This is a genomic window from Streptomyces sp. SCSIO 30461 (assembly GCF_037023745.1).
GTDB lineage: Bacteria > Actinomycetota > Actinomycetes > Streptomycetales > Streptomycetaceae > Streptomyces.
The window spans coordinates 2,030,587-2,048,690 of sequence record NZ_CP146101.1 but is presented as its reverse complement, the minus strand read 5'-3'; the positions used below and the strand labels follow the sequence as shown (position 1 = coordinate 2,048,690).

Genomic DNA, 18,104 nt, shown 5'->3' with positions numbered 1-18,104 from the left:
CGGCCTCCGGATCATGCCGATGGGCCGGCACCTTCACGGTGTCGGCCCATCGGCAGTTCTGTCGGTACAGCCGGTTCAGGCGAGGCCTTCCGCTGCCGCGATCAGCTCGCGGCAGCGCTTCACGTCCACGGCCATCTGCTCCAGCAGGGCTTCCAGCGAGGCGAACTTCTCCTGGCCCCGCACATACGCGAGGAAGTCCACCGCCACGTGCAACCCGTACAGATCGAGGCCGAGGCGGTCGATCGCGTATGCCTCGACCGTGCGCTCGGTACCGTCGAACTGCGGGTTCGTGCCCACGGAGATTGCGGCCGGCATACGCTCCGCGTCCGCCGTGAGCCAGCCCGCGTACACCCCGTCCGCGGGGATCGCGGTGTGCGGGAGGGTCTCGACGTTCGCCGTCGGGAAGCCGAGCTCCCGGCCGCGCTGGGCACCGCGGACGACGATACCCTCGACGCGGTGCGGGCGGCCCAGGATCTCGGCCGCGCCCTCGACGTCGCCTTCGCCGACCAGGCGCCGGGTGAGGGTGGAGGAGAAGGGTTCTCCGCCGCCCGCCGTTCCGCTGACGAACAGGTCGACCACCTCGACCTCGTAGTCGTAGGTGAGTCCCAGTTCGGCCAGGTAGGCGACGTTCCCGGCCGCCTTGTGGCCGAAGCGGAAGTTCGGGCCCTCGATCACGGTGCGTGCGTGCAGCTTGTCGACCAGGACCTTCACGATGAAGTCGGCGGGCGACAGCTTCGAGAACTCGGCGGTGAAGGGGAGGATCAGCACCGCGTCGACCCCGAACTCCGCCATCAGCTCCGCGCGCCGGTGGTGCGGGGCGAGCAGCGGCGGGTGGCTGCCGGGGCGGACGACCTCGCTCGGGTGCGGGTCGAAGGTCACGACGACGGATCGTGCGCCGAGCTCACGGGCGCGCTCCACGGTGCGCCCGACGATCAACTGGTGCCCGCGGTGCACTCCGTCGTAGGAGCCGATGGTGACGACGCTGCGCCCCCAGTCCTGGGGGATGTCCTCCAAGCCACGCCAGCGCTGCACTGTGACCGCTCCTCGCCCGAACCCGTGTACGTCATTCCTGCGTACGTGATGACTGATTGCGCAGCTCTAAGACTGCCATGCCGGTGGTCCTGGGCCGGCATCGGCACCTGGCCGACGCCTTGCGGGACGGGAGGCCCGTCCCGCAAGGGGCGACAGGGCGTCAGGCGAATACCGCGAGGCTCTTCGCCTTGCCCCGCTGCTGCTCGACGAGCGCCAGGAACCGGCCTTCGGGCCCGAAGACCGCAACCGGGCCTGCCGTGTCGTAGTCCGGCATGTCCAGCCGTACTCCGTTGACCAGCAACCGGGCCCGCTTCTCGTCGACATCCCAGCGAGGGAAAGCCGCGGCCGCCGCCTCGCTGATCGGCATGACCGTCAGCTCCTCCTGGAGCTGGTCGAGCGTCTTCGCCGAGTCCAGCTTGTACGGGCCGACGCGAGTGCGGCGCAGAGCCGTGAGGTGCCCGCCCACACCGAGCCCGGCGCCCAGGTCGCGGGCGAGGGCGCGGATGTACGTACCGGATGAGCAGACCACGGAGACCACCAGGTCGAGCACCGGGGTCCCGTCGTCGGCGACGGCCTCGCGCACGTCGTACACGGTGAACTGGGAGACGGTCACCGGCCGGGCCGGGATGTCGAACTCCTCGCCGCCGCGCACCCGGGCGTAGGACCGCTTGCCGTCGATCTTGATGGCGCTGACCTTGGACGGGACCTGCATGATGTCGCCGCTCAGTTCGGCGACACCGGCGTCGATACCTTCCCCGGTCACCTTGGATGCGTCCATGGACGCGGTGATCTCGCCCTCGGCGTCATCCGTGACGGTGGTCTGACCCAGCCGGATGGTGCCGAGGTACTCCTTCTCGGTGAGTGCGAGGTGCCCGAGGAGCTTGGTGGCCTTCTCGACCCCGAGCACGAGCACTCCGGTGGCCATCGGGTCCAAGGTGCCCGCGTGTCCCACACGGCGGGTGCGGGCGATGCCGCGCATCTTGGCGACCACGTCGTGCGAAGTGAAACCCGACGGCTTGTCGACGATGACAAGCCCGTCGGGCGTTGTGCTGTGCCGGCTCATTCGGAGGCTTCGTCCTCGTCCTCCGGCTTGCGGTACGGGTCCGCCTCGCCTGCGTAGTTCTTGCCGGTGGAGGCCTCGCGGACCTCGGCGTCACTGGCCCGCGCCCGGTCGAGCAGATCGTCGATCGTGCGCGCGTTGTCGGGAAGGGCGTCCGGGACGAAGGTCAGGCTCGGCGTGTAGCGGACCCCGGTCTGCCTGCCGACCTCCGAGCGGAGGATGCCCTTGGCGGACTCCAGCGCCGCGGCGGACGCGGCACGCTCCTCGTCGTCCCCGTAGACCGTGTAGAAGACCGTGGCCTCCCGCAGGTCGCCGGTGACCCGGGCGTCCGTGATCGTGACGAAGCCCAGCCGCGGATCCTTGATTCGCCGGTCCAGGGTCTCCGCGACCACGACCTGGATGCGATCGGCCAGCTTGCGGGCCCGCGCGTTGTCGGCCACCGGTCCTTCTCCTCTTCCTGCTTACGTTCAGTCATCGTCGCCGTGCAACCGCCGGTGTACCGACAGCAGCTCGACCTCGGGCCGGGCGGCGACCAACCGCTCGCACCGGTCCAGTACGTCTGTGATGTGCCCCGGGTCCCCGGAGACCACCGCGAGGCCGATCTGGGCCCTGCGGTGGAGGTCCTGCCCGCCCACCTCGGCCGCGCTCACCGCGTACTTGCGCTGGAGTTCGGCCACGATCGGGCGGACGACGGAGCGTTTCTCCTTCAGCGAGCGAACGTCGCCGAGGAGGAGATCGAAGGACAGCGTCCCCACGTACATGCATGTCCGGATGTCCCGCCGGTACGGGTTCGGGAAGTGCCCTGCCCGCTCATGGCAGGGACATCAAGAACCGTACACGCAACGGCCGGGGCCGATCGACGGGATTACGTCCCGCCGACCGGCCCCGAACCGGCTGCCGTACGTCAGCCGCGCTGTCAGCGCGATCAGCCGCGGGGCTTCTCGCGCATCTCGTACGTCGCGATGACGTCGTCGATCTTGATGTCGTTGAAGTTTCCGAGGTTGATACCACCCTCGAAGCCTTCGCGGATCTCGGTGACGTCGTCCTTGAAGCGACGCAGGCCCTCGATGTTGAGGTTCTCCGCGATGACCTTGCCGTCGCGGATGAGGCGCGCCTTGGTGTTCCGCTTGACCTCGCCGGAGCGGATGAGGACACCCGCGATGTTGCCCAGCTTGGACGAGCGGAAGACCTCGCGGATCTCCGCCGTACCGAGCTCGACCTCTTCGTACTCCGGCTTGAGCATGCCCTTGAGGGCCGCCTCGATCTCCTCGATCGCCTGGTAGATGACCGAGTAGTAGCGGACGTCCACACCCTCGCGCTCGGCCATCTGCGTGGCACGCCCGGCGGCGCGCACATTGAAGCCGATCACGATGGCGTCGGAGCCGGTCGCCAGGTCGATGTCCGACTCGGTGACCGCACCGACACCGCGGTGCAGCACGCGGATGTCGACCTCTTCGCCGACGTCCAGCTGGAGCAGCGAGGACTCGAGGGCCTCGACCGAACCGGACGCGTCGCCCTTGATGATGAGGTTGAGCTGCTGGACCTCGCCCGCCTTGAGTACCTTGTCGAGGTCCTCGAGGGACACCCGGCGGGTGCGCTTGGCGAACGCGGCGTTGCGCTCACGGGCGGCGCGCTTCTCGGCGATCTGGCGGGCCGTACGGTCCTCGTCGACGACCAGGAAGTTGTCGCCGGCGCCCGGGACGTTGGTGAGACCCAGGACCAGGACGGGGGTCGACGGACCCGCTTCCTCGACGTTGTTGCCCTTGTCGTCGAGCATCGCGCGGACACGGCCGTACGCGTCGCCGACGACCATGGTGTCGCCGATGCGCAGGGTGCCTCGCTGGACCAGGACGGTCGAAACGGCACCGCGGCCGCGGTCGAGGTGGGACTCGATCGCGATGCCCTGCGCGTCCTGGGACGGGTTTGCCCGCAGGTCCAGGGCGGCGTCCGCGGTGAGGACCACGGCCTCCAGCAGGCTGTCGATGTTCAGGCCCTGCTTGGCGGAGATGTCGACGAACATGGTGTCGCCGCCGTACTCCTCGGCCACCAGGCCGTACTCGGTCAGCTGACCGCGCACCTTCGTCGGGTCCGCGCCCTCGACGTCGATCTTGTTGACCGCGACGACGATCGGGACTTCCGCGGCCTTGGCGTGGTTGAGCGCCTCGACCGTCTGCGGCATGACACCGTCGTTGGCCGCGACCACCAGGATCGCGATGTCGGTGGACTTGGCACCACGGGCACGCATGGCGGTGAACGCCTCGTGACCCGGGGTGTCGATGAAGGTGATCCGACGCTCTTCGGCGTTGACCTCGGTGGAGACCTGGTACGCACCGATGTGCTGGGTGATACCGCCGGCCTCGCCCGCGACGACGTTGGTCTTGCGGATCGCGTCGAGCAGCCTGGTCTTACCGTGGTCGACGTGACCCATGACGGTCACCACCGGCGGACGCGCGACCAGGAACTCCTCGCCGCCCTCGTCCTCACCGAACTCGATGTCGAAGGACTCGAGCAGCTCGCGGTCCTCCTCCTCCGGGCTGACGATCTGAACCGTGTAGTTCATCTCGCCGGCGAGGATCTGCAGGGTCGCGTCGGAGACGGACTGCGTGGCCGTGACCATCTCGCCGAGGTTCATCATCACGGCGACGAGCGACGCCGGGTTGGCGTTGATCTTCTCCGCGAAGTCGGTGAGGGAGGCACCACGCGACAGACGGACGGTCTCGCCGTTGCCGCGAGGCAGCATCACGCCGCCGACCGACGGGGCCTGCATGGCCTCGTACTCCTGGCGCCGCTGCCGCTTCGACTTGCGTCCACGACGCGCCGGACCACCGGGACGACCGAAGGCGCCCTGCGTGCCACCACGGCCGCCGGGACCACCCGGACGTCCGCCGAAGCCGGGACGGCCACCGCCGCCACCGCCGCCGAAACCGCCACCGCCGCCACCACCGGGGCGCGGGCCGCCGAAGCCGCCGCCACCACCGGGACGACCGCCGCCGCCACCACCGCCGGGACGACCGGCGAAGCCGCCACCGCCACCGGGACGACCGGCACCGGCACCGGCGGGACGACCGCCGGGACCACCGGGACCACGGCCGCCGGGACCGGGACGCGGGCCGGCCGCGGGACGCTGCGGCATCATGCCGGGGTTCGGACGGTTACCACCAGGTCCCGCGGGGCGCGGTGCCTGGGGACGGGGCATACCGCCCGGAGTCGGACGGGGACCGCCGGGACCGGCCTGCGGACGCGGACCGCCCTGACCGGCTTGCGGGCGCGGACCGCCCTGACCGGGTGTCTGCGGACGCGGGCCGCCGGGGGCACCCGGGGCACCGGGACGCGGGGCGCCGCCCGGACGGGGCGCCTGGGGGCGTGCCATGCCGGTGGAGCCACCGGAGGTGAAGGGGTTGTTGCCCGGACGCGGGCCCGCGGGACGGGCACCGGGACGCGAGGCCTGGCGGTCGCCACCGGGACGCGGAGCGCCCGGACGCGCGGCGCCACCCTGAGCACCGCCCTGGCCCGGACGCGCGGCCGGACGCGGACCCGGAGCGGCACCGGGCCGGGGACCGGCTGCCGGAGCGGCCGGGGGCGCGGTGAACTCGGGTGCTGCCGGAGCGGCCGGAGCCGGCTTCGGGGCAGCCGCGGGCTTGGGGCCCGGAGTCGGACGCGGGCCCGGTGTCGGGGCGGCGGACGGCATCTTGGGTGCCTCGGCTGCGACCGGCCTGGGGGCCGGGGCGCCGGGCTTGGGGGCAGCGGGACGCGCCGTCTGCGCCGGAGTGGGCGCGGCGGCGTCGCCTGCACCCGCCTCGGGGGCGGGCTTCGCAGGGGTCGCCTTGCGCGGTGCTGCGGGCTTTCCGGCAGCGCGCTTGGCCGGGGATGCCCCGGAGCCCTGCTGGAAAGCATCAGTAAGTTTGCGTACAACCGGCGCCTCGATCGTCGAGGACGCCGAACGGACGAATTCACCGAGTTCTTGGAGCTTGGCCATGACGACCTTGCTCTCCACACCGAACTCCTTGGCGAGTTCGTATACCCGGACCTTAGCCACTTCGCTCCTTTTAGGTCCGGGTTACCGCCGGACCGTCGCTACTTCATGGGCGTACTCATCGCGTACTCATCGAGTGCTCATCGCAATCTCGACCTACTTCCAACTCGCGAGGTACCTGACCGCATGGGGATCCGTGCGGTACTGCTTCCTTCTTCTTACGGTGCTGCCTGCGCGTCCGTCCTCTCGACAACCTGGCGCACATCCGCGGTTTCGAGCGGTCCCTGGACCCTGAAGGCCCTCGGGAACGCCCTGCGGCGGACCGCCAGGTCAAGACAGACCGAGGCCGGGTGCAGGTACGCACCCCGGCCGGGCAGCGTACCGCGATGATCGGGGACACATACGCCCTCGATCGCCACGATACGCAGCAGCTCGCTCTTGGCCGCTCGCTCCCGGCACCCCACACACGTGCGCTCAGGGCATGCGCGGGCATGCGTCCGGCCAGACACGACTAAGTCTACCTCCCCGTACCGACCTCACCCCTTTGAGGTAAGAATCGAACAGTTGATGGCTCAAAACTCCCTGCGGCTGCCACACTCCGGCATCGACTGACGACTACGCACCGTGAGGCATTCCGCAACGCTCAAACCCTGGAACCGAGGGTGATCCGATCACCCGGATCGCCCCGGACTCAGCTCCCGTCCCGGACTCAGCTGCGGTCGCCGGGGCGACTCTGCTCGGGTGACGGCTGCTCAGTGTCCGGACGGATGTCGATACGCCACCCGGTGAGACGAGCCGCGAGGCGGGCGTTCTGGCCCTCCTTGCCGATCGCCAGCGACAGCTGGTAATCGGGCACCGTCACCCGTGCGGAGCGGGCGCCGAGGTCGACGATCTCGACCTTGGAGACCCTGGCCGGCGAGAGCGCGTTGGCCACCATCTCGGCGGGGTCGTCCGACCAGTCCACGATGTCGATCTTCTCTCCGAGAAGCTCGGCCATCACATTGCGCACCCGCCCGCCCATCGGGCCGATGCAGGCGCCCTTGGCGTTGAGCCCGCTGCGGGTGGAGCGTACGGCGATCTTGGTGCGGTGGCCTGCCTCGCGCGCGATGGCGGCGATCTCGACCGAACCGTCGGCGATCTCGGGCACCTCAAGGGCGAAGAGCTTCTTCACCAGGTTGGGGTGCGTCCTGGACAGGGTGACGGACGGACCGCGCACACCCTTGGCCACCCGTACGACGTACGTACGCAGGCGCAGCCCGTGGGTGTACTCCTCACCGGGCACCTGCTCCTGCACCGGCAGGATGGCTTCGAGCTTGTCGTCCAGCCGGACCAGGACGTTCTTCGGGTCCTTGCCCTGCTGCACCTGGCCGGCGACCACATCGCCCTCACGGCGGGCGTACTCGCCGAAGGTCACGTCGTTCTCCGCGTCCCGCAGCCGCTGCTGGATGACCTGACGCGCCGTCGACGCGGCGATCCGGCCGAAGTCGTGCGGAGTGTCGTCGAACTCGCGGGGCTCCTGACCCTCCTCGAGCTCGGACGGGTCCTCCTTCGCCCACACGGTCACATGCCCGTTCTCACGGTTGAGCACGACACGAGCGTGGCGGCGGCTGTCCGGTGTCCGGTGGTAGGCGATGAGGAGGGCCGACTCGATCGCCTCGACCAACAGGTCGAACGCGATCTCCTTCTCCTGTGCCAAGCCCCTCAGGAGCTTCACGTCGATGTCCACGGCTACGCCTCCTCCTCTTTCTGCACAGCGTCGCTGTCCTTGCTGTCCTTGCGGTTGAACTCGATCTCCACCCGGGCCTTGGCGATCTCGGCGAAGGCGATCCGGCGGGTGGTGGGCTTGCGGCCCTTCACACCCGGAACCTCCAGGTCGAGTCCCTCGTCGTCCACATCGAGGATCCGCGCGACCAGTTCACCCGCCGCACCGCCGCCCTCGGGGGCGGTCAGCTGGAACCGGGCGAGCCTGCCCTTGGCACGAACGAAGTGGCGGTGCTCCCTGAGCGGACGCTCGGCCCCCGGCGAGGTCACCTCGAGCTGGTACTCGCCCTCGCCCATCGCATCGGTCTCGTCGAGCTTGTCGGAGATCTCACGACTCAGCTCGGCGCAGGCGTCGAGGTCGACGCCGTTCTCGGAATCCACGACGACCCGAAGCACGCGGCGGCGGCCGGCCCGGGACAGTTCGATCTCTTCCAGATCCAGATCCGCGGCGCTGACCAGCGGTTCGAGCAGTCCGCGCAGCCTCTCGCTCTGGGTGGTGCTCATCCGGGTGACTCCTCGGCCGCGTGTGCTGTTGTGGGTTTCGTCGTGTGTCAGCACAAAGGGTATCCGGTCGGGAGGGGTGTTGCCGTCCACCCGCGACTGACCCGCAGGTACGCTCGCCTGCGGTGATCACATCAAGGACCCGGCAGGTGCGGGTCCGGGGCCCGAGGAGAGACGCGTGGAGCGCACGGCTACGACGCGCAGACAGGCGCTCATGGCCACGGGCGCGGCGACGGCCGCCGCGCTGACGGGATGCACGTCGGAGGCCGGAGGAGCGCGACCGCACACAGCACCCGACGGCGTCCCGGCCGAGACCGTGCTGCGCCGACGCAGTGCGGCGCGCAGCGGTGCGCTGCTCGGGCACTACGACACGGCGCTGACCGCCCATCCGGAACTCGCGGCGCGGCTGGCACCGCTGCGGGCCGCAGTGGCCCTGCATGCCGAGGCGCTGGCCCCGACGCCGCCCGCGGCCGGGCCTTCCGCTGCGGCTTCGGCTTCACCATCGGCTTCGTCTTCGGTATCGGCATCGCCGCGCACGACGGGTCGCGGCGCCCCGGCAACCGCACCGCCCGGGACCGCCGACGCCGATCCGGACACCACCCTGCGGGAGCTGGCCGCGGCCGAACGGAACACAGCGGACGTGCACACCGCCGCTCTCGCCGACGCACCTCCCGAATACGCGCGGCTGCTGGCCTCGGTAGCCGCAGCCGGAGCGGTACACGCCTATCTGCTGACCAATGGAGACCGCTGATGAGCGCCGCACTCGACGCGCTGCAGTCGGCGCTCGCCGCCGAGCATGCCGCCGTGTACGGCTACGGGGTCGTCGGAGGCCGGGTGGGCAAGTCCCGGCAGGCCGAGGCGACGGAGGCGTACTCGGCTCACCGGGCCCGCCGCGACGGCCTGGAGCGGGCCGTACGGGACCAGGGCGCGGAGCCCGTCGTCGCGGACGCCGCATACGTGCTGCCGTTCCCGGTGCCGGACGCGCCCGCGGCCGTACGCCTCGCCGCGGTGCTGGAGGACCGGATCGCGGGCGTCTACTCGGATCTGGTCAGGGCCGCCGAAGGCGCACTGCGTCGGGAGGCCGCGGGTGCGTTGCGCGAGGCGGCCGTACGGGCGGTCCGCTGGCGAGGCAGCGGCGTAGCCTTTCCGGGGCTCGCCGAGCGGGCGACGAGGCAGTGAAGGAGAACAGCACACGTATGGGTTTTGAACCGCCCCAGCGGCTGACGGGGGCGCTCGGCGACAGCGACTGGCTGCGAGAGCTGCCGAGGCTCCTTGAAGAGGCGGTCGCCCGCCACGGACTCGCCGTCGAGCGAGTGGCCGTGCCCGGCGGGCGGAGCGGCCTGGTGGTCCTTGTGCGCGGGCAGGGCGGGTCACCGGCGGCTCTGAAGCTGGTGCCTCCCACGGCCGGTCCCGCACACGAGCGTGCGGCGCTGGAGCACTGGAACGGATTCGGGGCCGTGCGGCTGCTGGCCGCGTCCGAAGGAGCGCTGCTGCTGGAGCGGCTGCACCCGGAGGTGTCGGTGCGTTCGCTCCCGGGGGCGAAGGCCCTGCTGGAAGCGGCGGGAACCGTGCGCAGGCTGTGGACCGCTCCCCCGGGCGCCCATTCCTTCGAGTCGGTGGCGGAGCGCACGGCCAGTCAGGCCGCTGCGCTGGCGGAGCGCACCGGTGCGGCGCCGCCCGAGCTGGTGGCCGCGGCCCTCGACGCGCGCGAGGAACTGGTCGCGAGCGCGCCCGCCGAAGTGCGGCTGCTGCACGGCAACTTCCGCCAGAGCAAGGTGCTCGGCGGTGACCGGTCGCCGTGGCTGGCGGTCGGCCCCGAACCGGTCGTCGGCGAGCCCGCGTACGACCTGGCCCGGTTGGTCCGCGACCGTGTGGAGGATCTGGTCGCCTCCACGTCGGGCGCTTCCGCGGCCCGCCGCCGTGTCAACCGACTGGCGGACTCCCTGGACGTGGACCCCGACCGGCTGCGCGGCTGGACGCTGTTCCGCGCGGTGGAGTCCGGTACGCGCGCGCTGGAGTCGGGCCGCGTGCGCGAGGCTGAGGTGTCCCTCGAATTCGCCGAGTGGCTCTGAAGCCCACTCGCGAGCCCCAGCGGCGTCCGCACCCGGCATCAACGGAGTGCGGACACCTCCACGGCACCGCTCGCCACGCGGACGGGACGCCCTCGAAGTGCGGCCACCCCGAGAGCCCCCGGACCGCGGGCGCTGCGCCTACGCGAGGACGCGCGCGATCGCCTCGTCCACCGTGAGTTCCTCACGCTCACCCGTGCGGCGGTCCTTCAGCTCCACGACGCCTTCCCCTGACCTGCGGCCCGCGACCAGGATGGTCGGTACGCCGATCAGCTCCGCGTCGGTGAACTTCACACCCGGGGACACTCCGGCACGGTCGTCCACCAGGACCCGGGCGCCGGCCGCGCCCAGCCGCTCCGCGATGTCGAGCGCCAGCTCGGTCTGGAGCGCCTTGCCCGCGGCGACGACATGCACGTCCGCCGGGGCGACCTCGCGCGGCCAGCACAGGCCCTGCTCGTCGGCGTGCTGCTCCGCCAGGGCCGCGACAGCGCGGGACACCCCGATGCCGTACGAGCCCATGGTCACGCGGACCGGCTTGCCGTTCTGCCCCAGCACGTCGAGCTGGAAGGCGTCGGTGTACTTGCGGCCCAGCTGGAAGATGTGCCCGATCTCGATCGCGCGGTCCAGCTTGAGGCCGGTGCCGCAACTCGGGCACGGGTCGCCGTCCTCGACCACGACGACGTCGAGGTAGTCGTCGACCTCGAAGTCGCGGCCGCATACGACGTTCCTGGCGTGCTTGTCGGCCTTGTTCGCGCCGGTGATCCACGCGGTGCCTGTGGCGATACGCGGGTCGGCGATGTAGCGGACCTTGTCGAGACCCTGGGGGCCGACATAGCCGCGCACCAGGTCGGGTCGGCCCTCGAAGTCCTCTGCCGTGACCAGCTCGACCACGGCGGGCGCCAGGTGGTCGGTGAGCTTGCCGAGGTCGACCTCGCGGTCGCCGGGCACACCGACGGCCACGATCTCGCCGTCCACCTTGACCAGGAGGTTCTTCAGGGTGGCGGAGGCCGGGACGCCGAGGTGCGCGGCGAGGCTCTCGATGGTCGGGGTGTCGGGGGTGTCGAGCTCCTCGACCGGGCCGTGCTCCGCGGCTTCCACCACCGGGACGTTGAAGGTGACGGCCTCCGTGTTGGCGGCGTAGTCGCACGAGGGGCAGTACACGAAGGTGTCCTCACCCGCGGGCGCCGGGGCGAGGAACTCCTCGGACGCCGAGCCGCCCATCGCGCCCGAGATGGCGGAGACGATGCGGTGCTCGAGACCGAGCCGCTGGAAGATCTTGATGTAGGCCTCGCGGTGCAGCCGGTAGGACTCGGCGAGGCCCTCGTCGGTGGTGTCGAAGGAGTACGAGTCCTTCATGTGGAACTCACGGCCGCGCAGGATGCCCGAACGAGGACGGGCCTCGTCGCGGAACTTCGTCTGGATCTGGTACAGGATGACCGGCAGGTCCTTGTACGAGGAGCACTGGTCTTTCACCAGTTGGGTGAAGATCTCCTCGTGCGTGGGGCCGAGCAGGTAGTCCGCGCCCTTGCGGTCCTGGAGGCGGAAGAGCTCGGCGCCGTACTCGTTCCAGCGTCCGGTCGCCTCGTAGGGCTCCTTGGGCAGCAGCGCGGGCAGCAGCACCTCCTGCGCGCCCATCGCGTCCATCTCCTCGCGAACCACGCGGGCGACGTTCTCCAGTACGCGCATGCCGAGCGGCAGCCAGCTCCAGATACCGGCGGCGTTGCGGCGGACGTAGCCCGCGCGGACGAGGAGTTTGTGGCTGAGGGTCTCCGCGTCGGCCGGGTCGTCGCGCAGTGTCTTGACCATCAGACGGGACATGCGCTGGACCTGGGCTGCCATGGGTTTTCTCCTGCGTACAAGAAAGGGTGATGTGCAGGAGGTTAGCCGGGTGGTCCCGGACGGCGGAAATCAGTTCCCTCGTGGGGGAATCACCTCGCGCGCCTGAGCGGTAGCGGTGCGCCCATCACGGCGTACGGCTTGGGTGCGCTGGGGAAGTGGACCTGGCGTGCCAGGTCCACGTAGCCCAGGGTCCGGTACAGCCTGCGGGCCGGGCTCTCGGTGTCGATCGCGGAGAGGATCGAGCGGGGCTGCTCGGCGGTGTCCGTGATGGTGGTGATCAGAGCGCGGCCGATACCCCGGCCCTGGTGGGCGGGGTGCACATGGAGCTCGGTGATCACGAACGAGTCGTCGAGCCACTGGTCGTGGCCGCCCCTGCGCAGATAGGGCTCGACAACGGTCGACCACCAGTGGGTGCGGTCGTTGGGCATGCCGTACACGAAGCCGACCAGCCGGCCTTCGGAGTTGGTGGCGCCGAAGGCCCGGGCGCCCGGGTAGAGCAGATGCCGCAGCACGATGTGGCGGCGGATGGCGACCTCGTCCTCACTGAGTCCGAAGGCGATGGCCTGCACGGCGAGCGCGTCGTCCACGCGGGCGGCGAGGTCGATGGGGCCGACCACGGCATCGTGTTCCATGCCGGGAACCCTACTTGTCCACGATCTACTCGGAACAGTTCCCGATCAGCACAGGACAGTTCAGAACGATTCAGAACAGAACGCTCATAAACGCGCCCACTTCACGGAAGCCGACGCGCCGATACGCGGCCCTTGCAGCGGTGTTGAAGTCGTTCACGTACAGGCTGACGATCGGGGCGACATCCTGGAGGGCGAAACGCAGGACGGCGGCCATACCGGTTTCGGACAGCCCGCGGCCACGGTATTCGGGGGCGACCCAGACGCCTTGGATCTGGCAGGCCTGGGGGGTGGCGGCACCGATCTCCGCCTTGAAGACGACCTTGCCCTCACCGTCGATCCGGGCGAAGGAGCGCCCCGTGCCGACGAGCTCGGCCACCCGCGCCTGGTAGAGCAGTCCGCCGTCGCCGGCGAGCGGGGACACCCCGACCTCCTCGGTGAACATGGCCACACAAGCGGGCATGATCACCTCCATCTCGTCCTTGCGGATTCGGCGGACGTACGGGTCGGGGGCGACGTCGTCCGGCATCGCCTCGGTGACCATCAGCGGCTGGTGGGAGCGCACCTCACGGGCCGGGCCCCAACTGGGTTCGAGCAGCCGCCAGAGTTCGGCGGTGGCCTCGGCCGGGCCGACGATGGAGGAACAGCGGCGCCCGGCCCTGCGGGCCCGGTCGGCGAAGGCACGCACGGCTTCAGGGGTGGCGCAGATGGGGACGAGATTGGCACCCGAGTAGCAGAGCGAGCGCAGCCGCCCGTCCTCGTACCAGCCCCACATCTCGCCGCCGAGGCGCCAGGGGTCGAGCCCGGCGATCTGCACGCGGGAGGTGACGAAGGCGTTGTGGACGGGCTCGCTCTCCAGTACGGCGAGCGCGGCGCCGAGATCGTCGGGGTCGAGCACCCGGGTGGTCATCTGCGTCAGCACGAGGGCCGCTCCAACACTCCTTCGGGGCAATGCTTGATTCCGCCCGCGTGGCCGCATGCCGGTTCGGGCACAGGTAACGGCCTGGTCAGCCGGTCTCCGCACTGTACCCGGAGTTGCTGTTCGGCACCGCACGGGCGAGGGCCCCCGGGCAGCGGCACGGGATACGGCAGGATCGGCACCGGTACCCGAAGGGTTCGGCACCGTATACGAAGGGACCGGGCCCCTTCCGGGGCCCGGTCCCTTCGCGCTGCGAGTCGCCGACGCGCGACGTCAGCCCACCGAGACCTCGGGCTCGCCGGAGGCGATGCCGTCCTTCTCCATCTGCTCCGCGATCTTCAGAGCCTCTTCGATGAGGGTCTCCACGATCTTCGACTCGGGGACGGTCTTGATGACTTCGCCCTTGACGAAGATCTGGCCCTTGCCGTTGCCCGACGCCACTCCGAGGTCGGCCTCGCGGGCCTCACCGGGGCCGTTGACGACACAGCCCATGACAGCGACGCGCAGCGGGACCTCCATGCCCTCCAGGCCGGCCGAGACCTGGTCGGCCAGCTTGTAGACATCCACCTGGGCACGGCCGCAGGACGGGCAGGAGACGATCTCGAGACGGCGCTGGCGCAGGTTCAGCGACTCCAGGATCTGGATGCCGACCTTGACCTCTTCTACCGGGGGCGCCGAGAGCGAGACCCGGATCGTGTCACCGATGCCCTCGCTGAGCAGCGCACCGAAGGCGACCGCGGACTTGATGGTGCCCTGGAAGGCGGGACCGGCTTCGGTCACGCCGAGGTGAAGCGGGTAGTCGCACTGGGCTGACAGCTGCCGGTAGGCGTTGACCATGACGACCGGGTCGTTGTGCTTGACCGAGATCTTGATGTCGCGGAAGTCGTGCTCCTCGAAGAGCGAGGCTTCCCAGAGTGCCGACTCCACGAGCGCCTCGGGCGTGGCCTTGCCGTACTTCTGGAGCAGCCGGCGGTCCAGCGAGCCCGCGTTCACCCCGATCCGGATCGGGGTGCCGGCGTCCTTGGCCGCCTTGGCGATCTCCCGGACCTTGTCGTCGAACTGCTTGATGTTGCCCGGGTTGACCCGGACCGCCGCGCAGCCGGCGTCGATGGCGGCGAAGACGTACTTCGGCTGGAAGTGGATGTCGGCGATCACGGGGATCTGCGACTTCTTGGCGATCGTCGCGAGCGCGTCGGCGTCGTCCTGGGTAGGACAGGCGACCCGGACGATCTGGCAGCCCGAGGCGGTCAGCTCGGCGATCTGCTGGAGCGTGGCACCGATGTCGGACGTCCGCGTGGTCGTCATCGACTGTACGGAGACAGGGGCGTCTCCACCGACGGCCACCGAACCGACCTGGATCTTGCGCGTGACCCTCCGGTCGGCAAGCTTGGTCGGAACGGACGGCATTCCGAGAGAAATCGCGGTCATCTGCTGTGCAACCCCAAGGTGTGGATCGAGGTCCCGAGTCGGTGTCAGCGGGCTCCGGCCTTTGAGGTTACGCCACGCCCCGGTGGCCGGGCACATCGCGCCACGTACGGCTTCGGAAGAGCGAGCGGCCGGGCATTCGGCATGCCCGGCCGCTCCGCACTCCTCGGACTCCTTCGTCCCGGATGCCCCGGCCCCTTCGAACCGTCGAACCGTGCCGGAGCGTTCCGGCGCCTAGGAGATCTTCACCGGGTTCACGATGTCGGCGACCAGCACCAGCAGGGTGAAACAGACGAAGATTCCCGCCACCACATAGGCGACCGGCATGAGTTTCGCTACGTCGAAGGGCCCAGGGTCCGGACGGCGGAAGAGCCAGGCGATGTTCCGCCGCACGGACTCCCACAGGGCGCCGGCGATGTGCCCACCGTCCAGCGGCAGCAGCGGGAGCATGTTGAACAGGAACAGCGACAGGTTGAAGCCCGCGAGCAGCATCAGGAACGTGGCGATGATGTTCGGCGTCGGCGCGTCGAGATTCAGCACCTCTCCGCTGATGCGGGCTGCGCCGACCACCCCGACCGGTGAGTCGTCCTTGCGCTCGCCGTCGCCGAAGGCCGCGGTCCACAGGTCGGGGACCTTGGTGGGCAGCGAGAGGATCGACTCGACGCCGTTCTCCATCATGTCGCCCATACGGTCGACGGACTGCCCGAAGGTCTGCGGCACGATCTCGCTCTGTGCGGCGAAGCCCAGATATCCGGCGCGGACGTACTCGTCGCGGACGACCTGTCCGTCGGCGTCCTTCTTGGCGACCAGGTTCTCGCGCAGGGTGGCGTGGAGGACCTTCTCCTGACCGTCGCGGTCCACGGTGATGGTGGCGGGGCCGACGGTGCTCCTGATGCGGTTGGACAGGTCGGCCCAGTCCTTCACCGGAGTGCCGTCGAAGGCCGTGATGCGGTCGCCCTTCAGCAGACCGGCCGCGGCACCCGGCGACTGCGGGTCGGTCTTCTCGCAGGTGTCGCGTTCCTCGCTCTGCGGGATGACGCACTGCTGGACCCCGGCGACCGTGGTGGTCTGGGTCTGGAAGCCGAACGACATCGAGACACCCAGGAAGATCGCCACCGCGAGCACCAGGTTCATGAACGGGCCCGCGAACATCACGATGACGCGCTTCCACGGCTTGCGGGTGTAGAAGAGCCGGTCTTCGTCACCCGGCTTCAGTTCCTCGAAGGCGGCCGTACGCGCATCCTCGATCATTCCGCGCCAGGGCGAAGTGGAGCGGGCCTCGATACGGCCGTCCTGGCCCGGCGGGAACATCCCGATCATGCGGATGTAGCCGCCGGCCGGGATGGCCTTGATGCCGTACTCCGTCTCGCCCTTGTGTCGCGACCAGATCGTGGGGCCGAAACCCACCATGTACTGGGGCACGCGGATGCCGAACAGCTTGGCGGTCGACAGATGGCCGAGCTCGTGCCAGGCGATGGAGAAGAGCAGCCCGACCGCGAACAGCGCTATCCCGAGGACCGTCAACAGAATCGTCATGCGCGAGCCTCCGCTGTCGCCTTCGCTGTCGTCGCCTTGGCCTTCTGCCCGGTGGGCAGGCCGACCGTCTGTCCGGCCCGGGCGGCCAGTTCCCGGGCCCGGGCGCGTGCCCAGGTCTCCGCTTCCAGGACGTCCGGCACCGTCAGCGAGGTTCCCCTGGCCGGGGTCCCGTGTTCGCCGACGATTGCCGTGACCGTATCCATGATTCCGTTGAACGGCAGCCGTCCCGCGAGAAACGCGTCCACACATTCCTCGTTCGCGGCATTGAACACCGCCGGGGCCGTACCGCCCAGTTCCCCCACCTGCCGGGCGAGCCCGACGGAGGGGAAGGCCTCGGTGTCCAGCGGGAAGAACTCCCAGCTGGAGGCCGTGGTCCAGTCGAAGGCGGGCGCCGCGTCGAGCACCCGCTCCGGCCAGCCGATGCCGATCGCGATCGGTCCGCGCATATCCGGAGGCGTGGCCTGGGCCAGCGTCGAGCCATCCGTGAATTCCACCATCGAGTGGACATACGACTGGGGATGCACGACCACCTCAATGCAGTCGAACGAAATGTCGTAGAGCAGGTGCGCCTCGATGACCTCAAGGCCCTTGTTGACGAGGGTCGCGCTGTTGACGGTGATCACCGGGCCCATGGCCCAGGTGGGGTGCGCGAGGGCGTCCCGCGGGGTGACATCCGCCAGCTCGGCCCTGGTACGCCCCCGGAAGGGGCCTCCGGACGCGGTGACGACCAGCTTGCGGACGTCGGCGCGGGTGCCGGCGGCCAGTGCCTGGAAGAGCGCGGCGTGCTCGGAGTCCACGGGGATGATCTGACCGGGCTTGGCCAGCGCCTTCACCAGGGGGCCACCGACGATCAGCGACTCCTTGTTGGCGAGGGCGAGGGTGCGGCCCGCTCCGAGTGCGGCGAGGGTGGGCGCGAGTCCGATGGAGCCGGTGATGCCGTTGAGCACGGTGTGGCAGTCGGACGCGGCCAGATCCGTGGCCGCCTCGGGTCCGGCGAGGATCTCGGGGAGCGGCTCGCCCGTCCCGTACCGCTCGCGCAGCGCCTCCCTGAGCGCGGGGACGGCTTCCTCGCGTGCGACAGCGACCGTACGCACCCTCAGCCGGTACGCCTGCTCCGCCAGCAGCTCGACCCGGCCGCCGGCTGCCGAGAGGGCCGTGGCACGGAACCGGTCGGGGTTGCGCAGGACCAGGTCGATGGCCTGGGTGCCGATGGAGCCGGTGGAGCCGAGTACGACGATGTCCCGCCGGCCTGCGGCCGGGTCGAAGACGATATGCGGGTCGGCGAGGGGGGATGGGCTGTCGGTCATGCCCCCCATTGTGGCCGCACCGGTAGCCGACCCGGACAGGGTGCCCCCCGATG

17 protein-coding genes are annotated in these 18,104 nt (G+C 70.1%); 3 read left to right on the top strand and 14 right to left on the bottom strand.

Translation table 11 applies throughout. The annotated features are described in order from the left end of the window. Window positions 1-75: 75 nt before the first annotated feature. From V1460_RS09310 to rimP, 8 genes are all read right to left on the bottom strand, one after another. Window positions 76-1,032, bottom strand: coding sequence for a bifunctional riboflavin kinase/FAD synthetase (locus tag V1460_RS09310; RefSeq protein ID WP_338673268.1), 957 nt, complete (start codon window positions 1,030-1,032; stop codon window positions 76-78). Between the two features lie 160 nt (window positions 1,033-1,192). Then, complete coding sequence (truB, locus tag V1460_RS09305) at window positions 1,193-2,095, bottom strand: tRNA pseudouridine(55) synthase TruB (protein WP_338673267.1); 903 nt, start codon at window positions 2,093-2,095, stop codon at window positions 1,193-1,195. Further along, the gene (gene rbfA, locus V1460_RS09300) at window positions 2,092-2,532 is read right to left on the bottom strand and encodes a 30S ribosome-binding factor RbfA (RefSeq protein ID WP_338673266.1); all 441 of its coding nucleotides are present in this window, start codon (window positions 2,530-2,532) and stop codon (window positions 2,092-2,094) included. Before rbfA ends, truB begins: the two co-directional genes overlap by 4 nt. Before the next feature lie 27 nt (window positions 2,533-2,559). Beyond that, window positions 2,560-2,853 carry a DUF503 domain-containing protein gene (locus tag V1460_RS09295; RefSeq protein WP_338673265.1) on the bottom strand — a complete coding sequence of 98 codons (294 nt, stop codon included), beginning with the start codon at window positions 2,851-2,853 and terminating at the stop codon, window positions 2,560-2,562. A 164-nt stretch (window positions 2,854-3,017) separates the two neighbouring features. Further along, entirely contained in the window at window positions 3,018-6,128 is a 3,111-nt protein-coding gene (gene infB, locus V1460_RS09290; protein WP_338673264.1) for a translation initiation factor IF-2, read from the bottom strand. Window positions 6,129-6,283: 155 nt separating this feature from the next. Next, a complete protein-coding gene (locus tag V1460_RS09285) occupies window positions 6,284-6,574 on the bottom strand; it encodes a YlxR family protein (protein ID WP_338673263.1) in 291 nt (96 codons plus the stop codon). Between the two features lie 200 nt (window positions 6,575-6,774). Continuing rightward, window positions 6,775-7,791 carry a transcription termination factor NusA gene (gene nusA, locus V1460_RS09280; protein WP_338673262.1) on the bottom strand — a complete coding sequence of 339 codons (1,017 nt, stop codon included), beginning with the start codon at window positions 7,789-7,791 and terminating at the stop codon, window positions 6,775-6,777. A 2-nt stretch (window positions 7,792-7,793) separates the two neighbouring features. Next, complete coding sequence (rimP, locus tag V1460_RS09275; protein ID WP_338673261.1) at window positions 7,794-8,330, bottom strand: ribosome maturation factor RimP; 537 nt, start codon at window positions 8,328-8,330, stop codon at window positions 7,794-7,796. A gap of 175 nt (window positions 8,331-8,505) precedes the next feature. On the opposite strand from rimP, the gene V1460_RS09270 reads away from it, so the two are divergent. The 3 genes from V1460_RS09270 to V1460_RS09260 are packed head-to-tail and all read left to right on the top strand — an operon-like array spanning window position 8,506 to window position 10,399. Further along, window positions 8,506-9,078, top strand: coding sequence for a hypothetical protein (locus V1460_RS09270; RefSeq protein ID WP_338673260.1), 573 nt, complete (start codon window positions 8,506-8,508; stop codon window positions 9,076-9,078). Further along, window positions 9,078-9,506: a ferritin-like domain-containing protein gene (locus V1460_RS09265; protein ID WP_338673259.1), complete on the top strand. Its 429-nt coding sequence runs from the start codon at window positions 9,078-9,080 to the stop codon at window positions 9,504-9,506. The genes V1460_RS09270 and V1460_RS09265 overlap by 1 nt, the downstream gene beginning before the upstream one ends. A gap of 17 nt (window positions 9,507-9,523) precedes the next feature. Beyond that, complete coding sequence (locus tag V1460_RS09260; protein ID WP_338673258.1) at window positions 9,524-10,399, top strand: aminoglycoside phosphotransferase family protein; 876 nt, start codon at window positions 9,524-9,526, stop codon at window positions 10,397-10,399. A gap of 138 nt (window positions 10,400-10,537) precedes the next feature. On the opposite strand, the gene V1460_RS09255 is transcribed toward V1460_RS09260, so the two are convergent. The 6 genes from V1460_RS09255 to dxr all read right to left on the bottom strand — a co-directional run bounded on the left by V1460_RS09255 (window position 10,538) and on the right by dxr (window position 18,051). Continuing rightward, a complete protein-coding gene (locus tag V1460_RS09255) occupies window positions 10,538-12,235 on the bottom strand; it encodes a proline--tRNA ligase (RefSeq protein WP_338673257.1) in 1,698 nt (565 codons plus the stop codon). A gap of 89 nt (window positions 12,236-12,324) precedes the next feature. Further along, window positions 12,325-12,867 (bottom strand): GNAT family N-acetyltransferase, encoded by a 543-nt coding sequence (locus V1460_RS09250; protein WP_338673256.1) that lies wholly within the window; start codon window positions 12,865-12,867, stop codon window positions 12,325-12,327. A gap of 70 nt (window positions 12,868-12,937) precedes the next feature. Further along, on the bottom strand, window positions 12,938-13,786 hold the full coding sequence (locus V1460_RS09245) for a GNAT family N-acetyltransferase (protein ID WP_338673255.1): 849 nt from the start codon (window positions 13,784-13,786) through the stop codon (window positions 12,938-12,940). Between the two features lie 270 nt (window positions 13,787-14,056). Next, window positions 14,057-15,211 (bottom strand): flavodoxin-dependent (E)-4-hydroxy-3-methylbut-2-enyl-diphosphate synthase, encoded by a 1,155-nt coding sequence (gene ispG / locus V1460_RS09240; RefSeq protein WP_338673254.1) that lies wholly within the window; start codon window positions 15,209-15,211, stop codon window positions 14,057-14,059. A 231-nt stretch (window positions 15,212-15,442) separates the two neighbouring features. After that, entirely contained in the window at window positions 15,443-16,744 is a 1,302-nt protein-coding gene (locus V1460_RS09235; RefSeq protein ID WP_338673253.1) for a site-2 protease family protein, read from the bottom strand. Continuing rightward, on the bottom strand, window positions 16,741-18,051 hold the full coding sequence (gene dxr / locus V1460_RS09230) for a 1-deoxy-D-xylulose-5-phosphate reductoisomerase (protein WP_338673252.1): 1,311 nt from the start codon (window positions 18,049-18,051) through the stop codon (window positions 16,741-16,743). The genes V1460_RS09235 and dxr overlap by 4 nt, the downstream gene beginning before the upstream one ends. Between the last annotated feature and the right edge of the window lie 53 nt (window positions 18,052-18,104).

Bases quoted from the DNA above. Each gene is read 5' to 3' on its own strand.
- dxr (WP_338673252.1), bottom strand. From the start codon at position 18,051: ATGACCGACAGCCCATCCCCCCTCGCCGACCCGCATATCGTCTTCGAC.
- V1460_RS09250 (WP_338673256.1), bottom strand. From the start codon at position 12,867: ATGGAACACGATGCCGTGGTCGGCCCCATCGACCTCGCCGCCCGCGTG.
- truB (WP_338673267.1), bottom strand. From the start codon at position 2,095: ATGAGCCGGCACAGCACAACGCCCGACGGGCTTGTCATCGTCGACAAG.
- V1460_RS09235 (WP_338673253.1), bottom strand. From the start codon at position 16,744: ATGACGATTCTGTTGACGGTCCTCGGGATAGCGCTGTTCGCGGTCGGG.
- V1460_RS09260 (WP_338673258.1), top strand. From the start codon at position 9,524: ATGGGTTTTGAACCGCCCCAGCGGCTGACGGGGGCGCTCGGCGACAGC.
- V1460_RS09255 (WP_338673257.1), bottom strand. From the start codon at position 12,235: ATGGCAGCCCAGGTCCAGCGCATGTCCCGTCTGATGGTCAAGACACTG.
- V1460_RS09265 (WP_338673259.1), top strand. From the start codon at position 9,078: ATGAGCGCCGCACTCGACGCGCTGCAGTCGGCGCTCGCCGCCGAGCAT.
- V1460_RS09295 (WP_338673265.1), bottom strand. From the start codon at position 2,853: ATGTACGTGGGGACGCTGTCCTTCGATCTCCTCCTCGGCGACGTTCGC.
- ispG (WP_338673254.1), bottom strand. From the start codon at position 15,211: ATGACCGCGATTTCTCTCGGAATGCCGTCCGTTCCGACCAAGCTTGCC.
- rimP (WP_338673261.1), bottom strand. From the start codon at position 8,330: ATGAGCACCACCCAGAGCGAGAGGCTGCGCGGACTGCTCGAACCGCTG.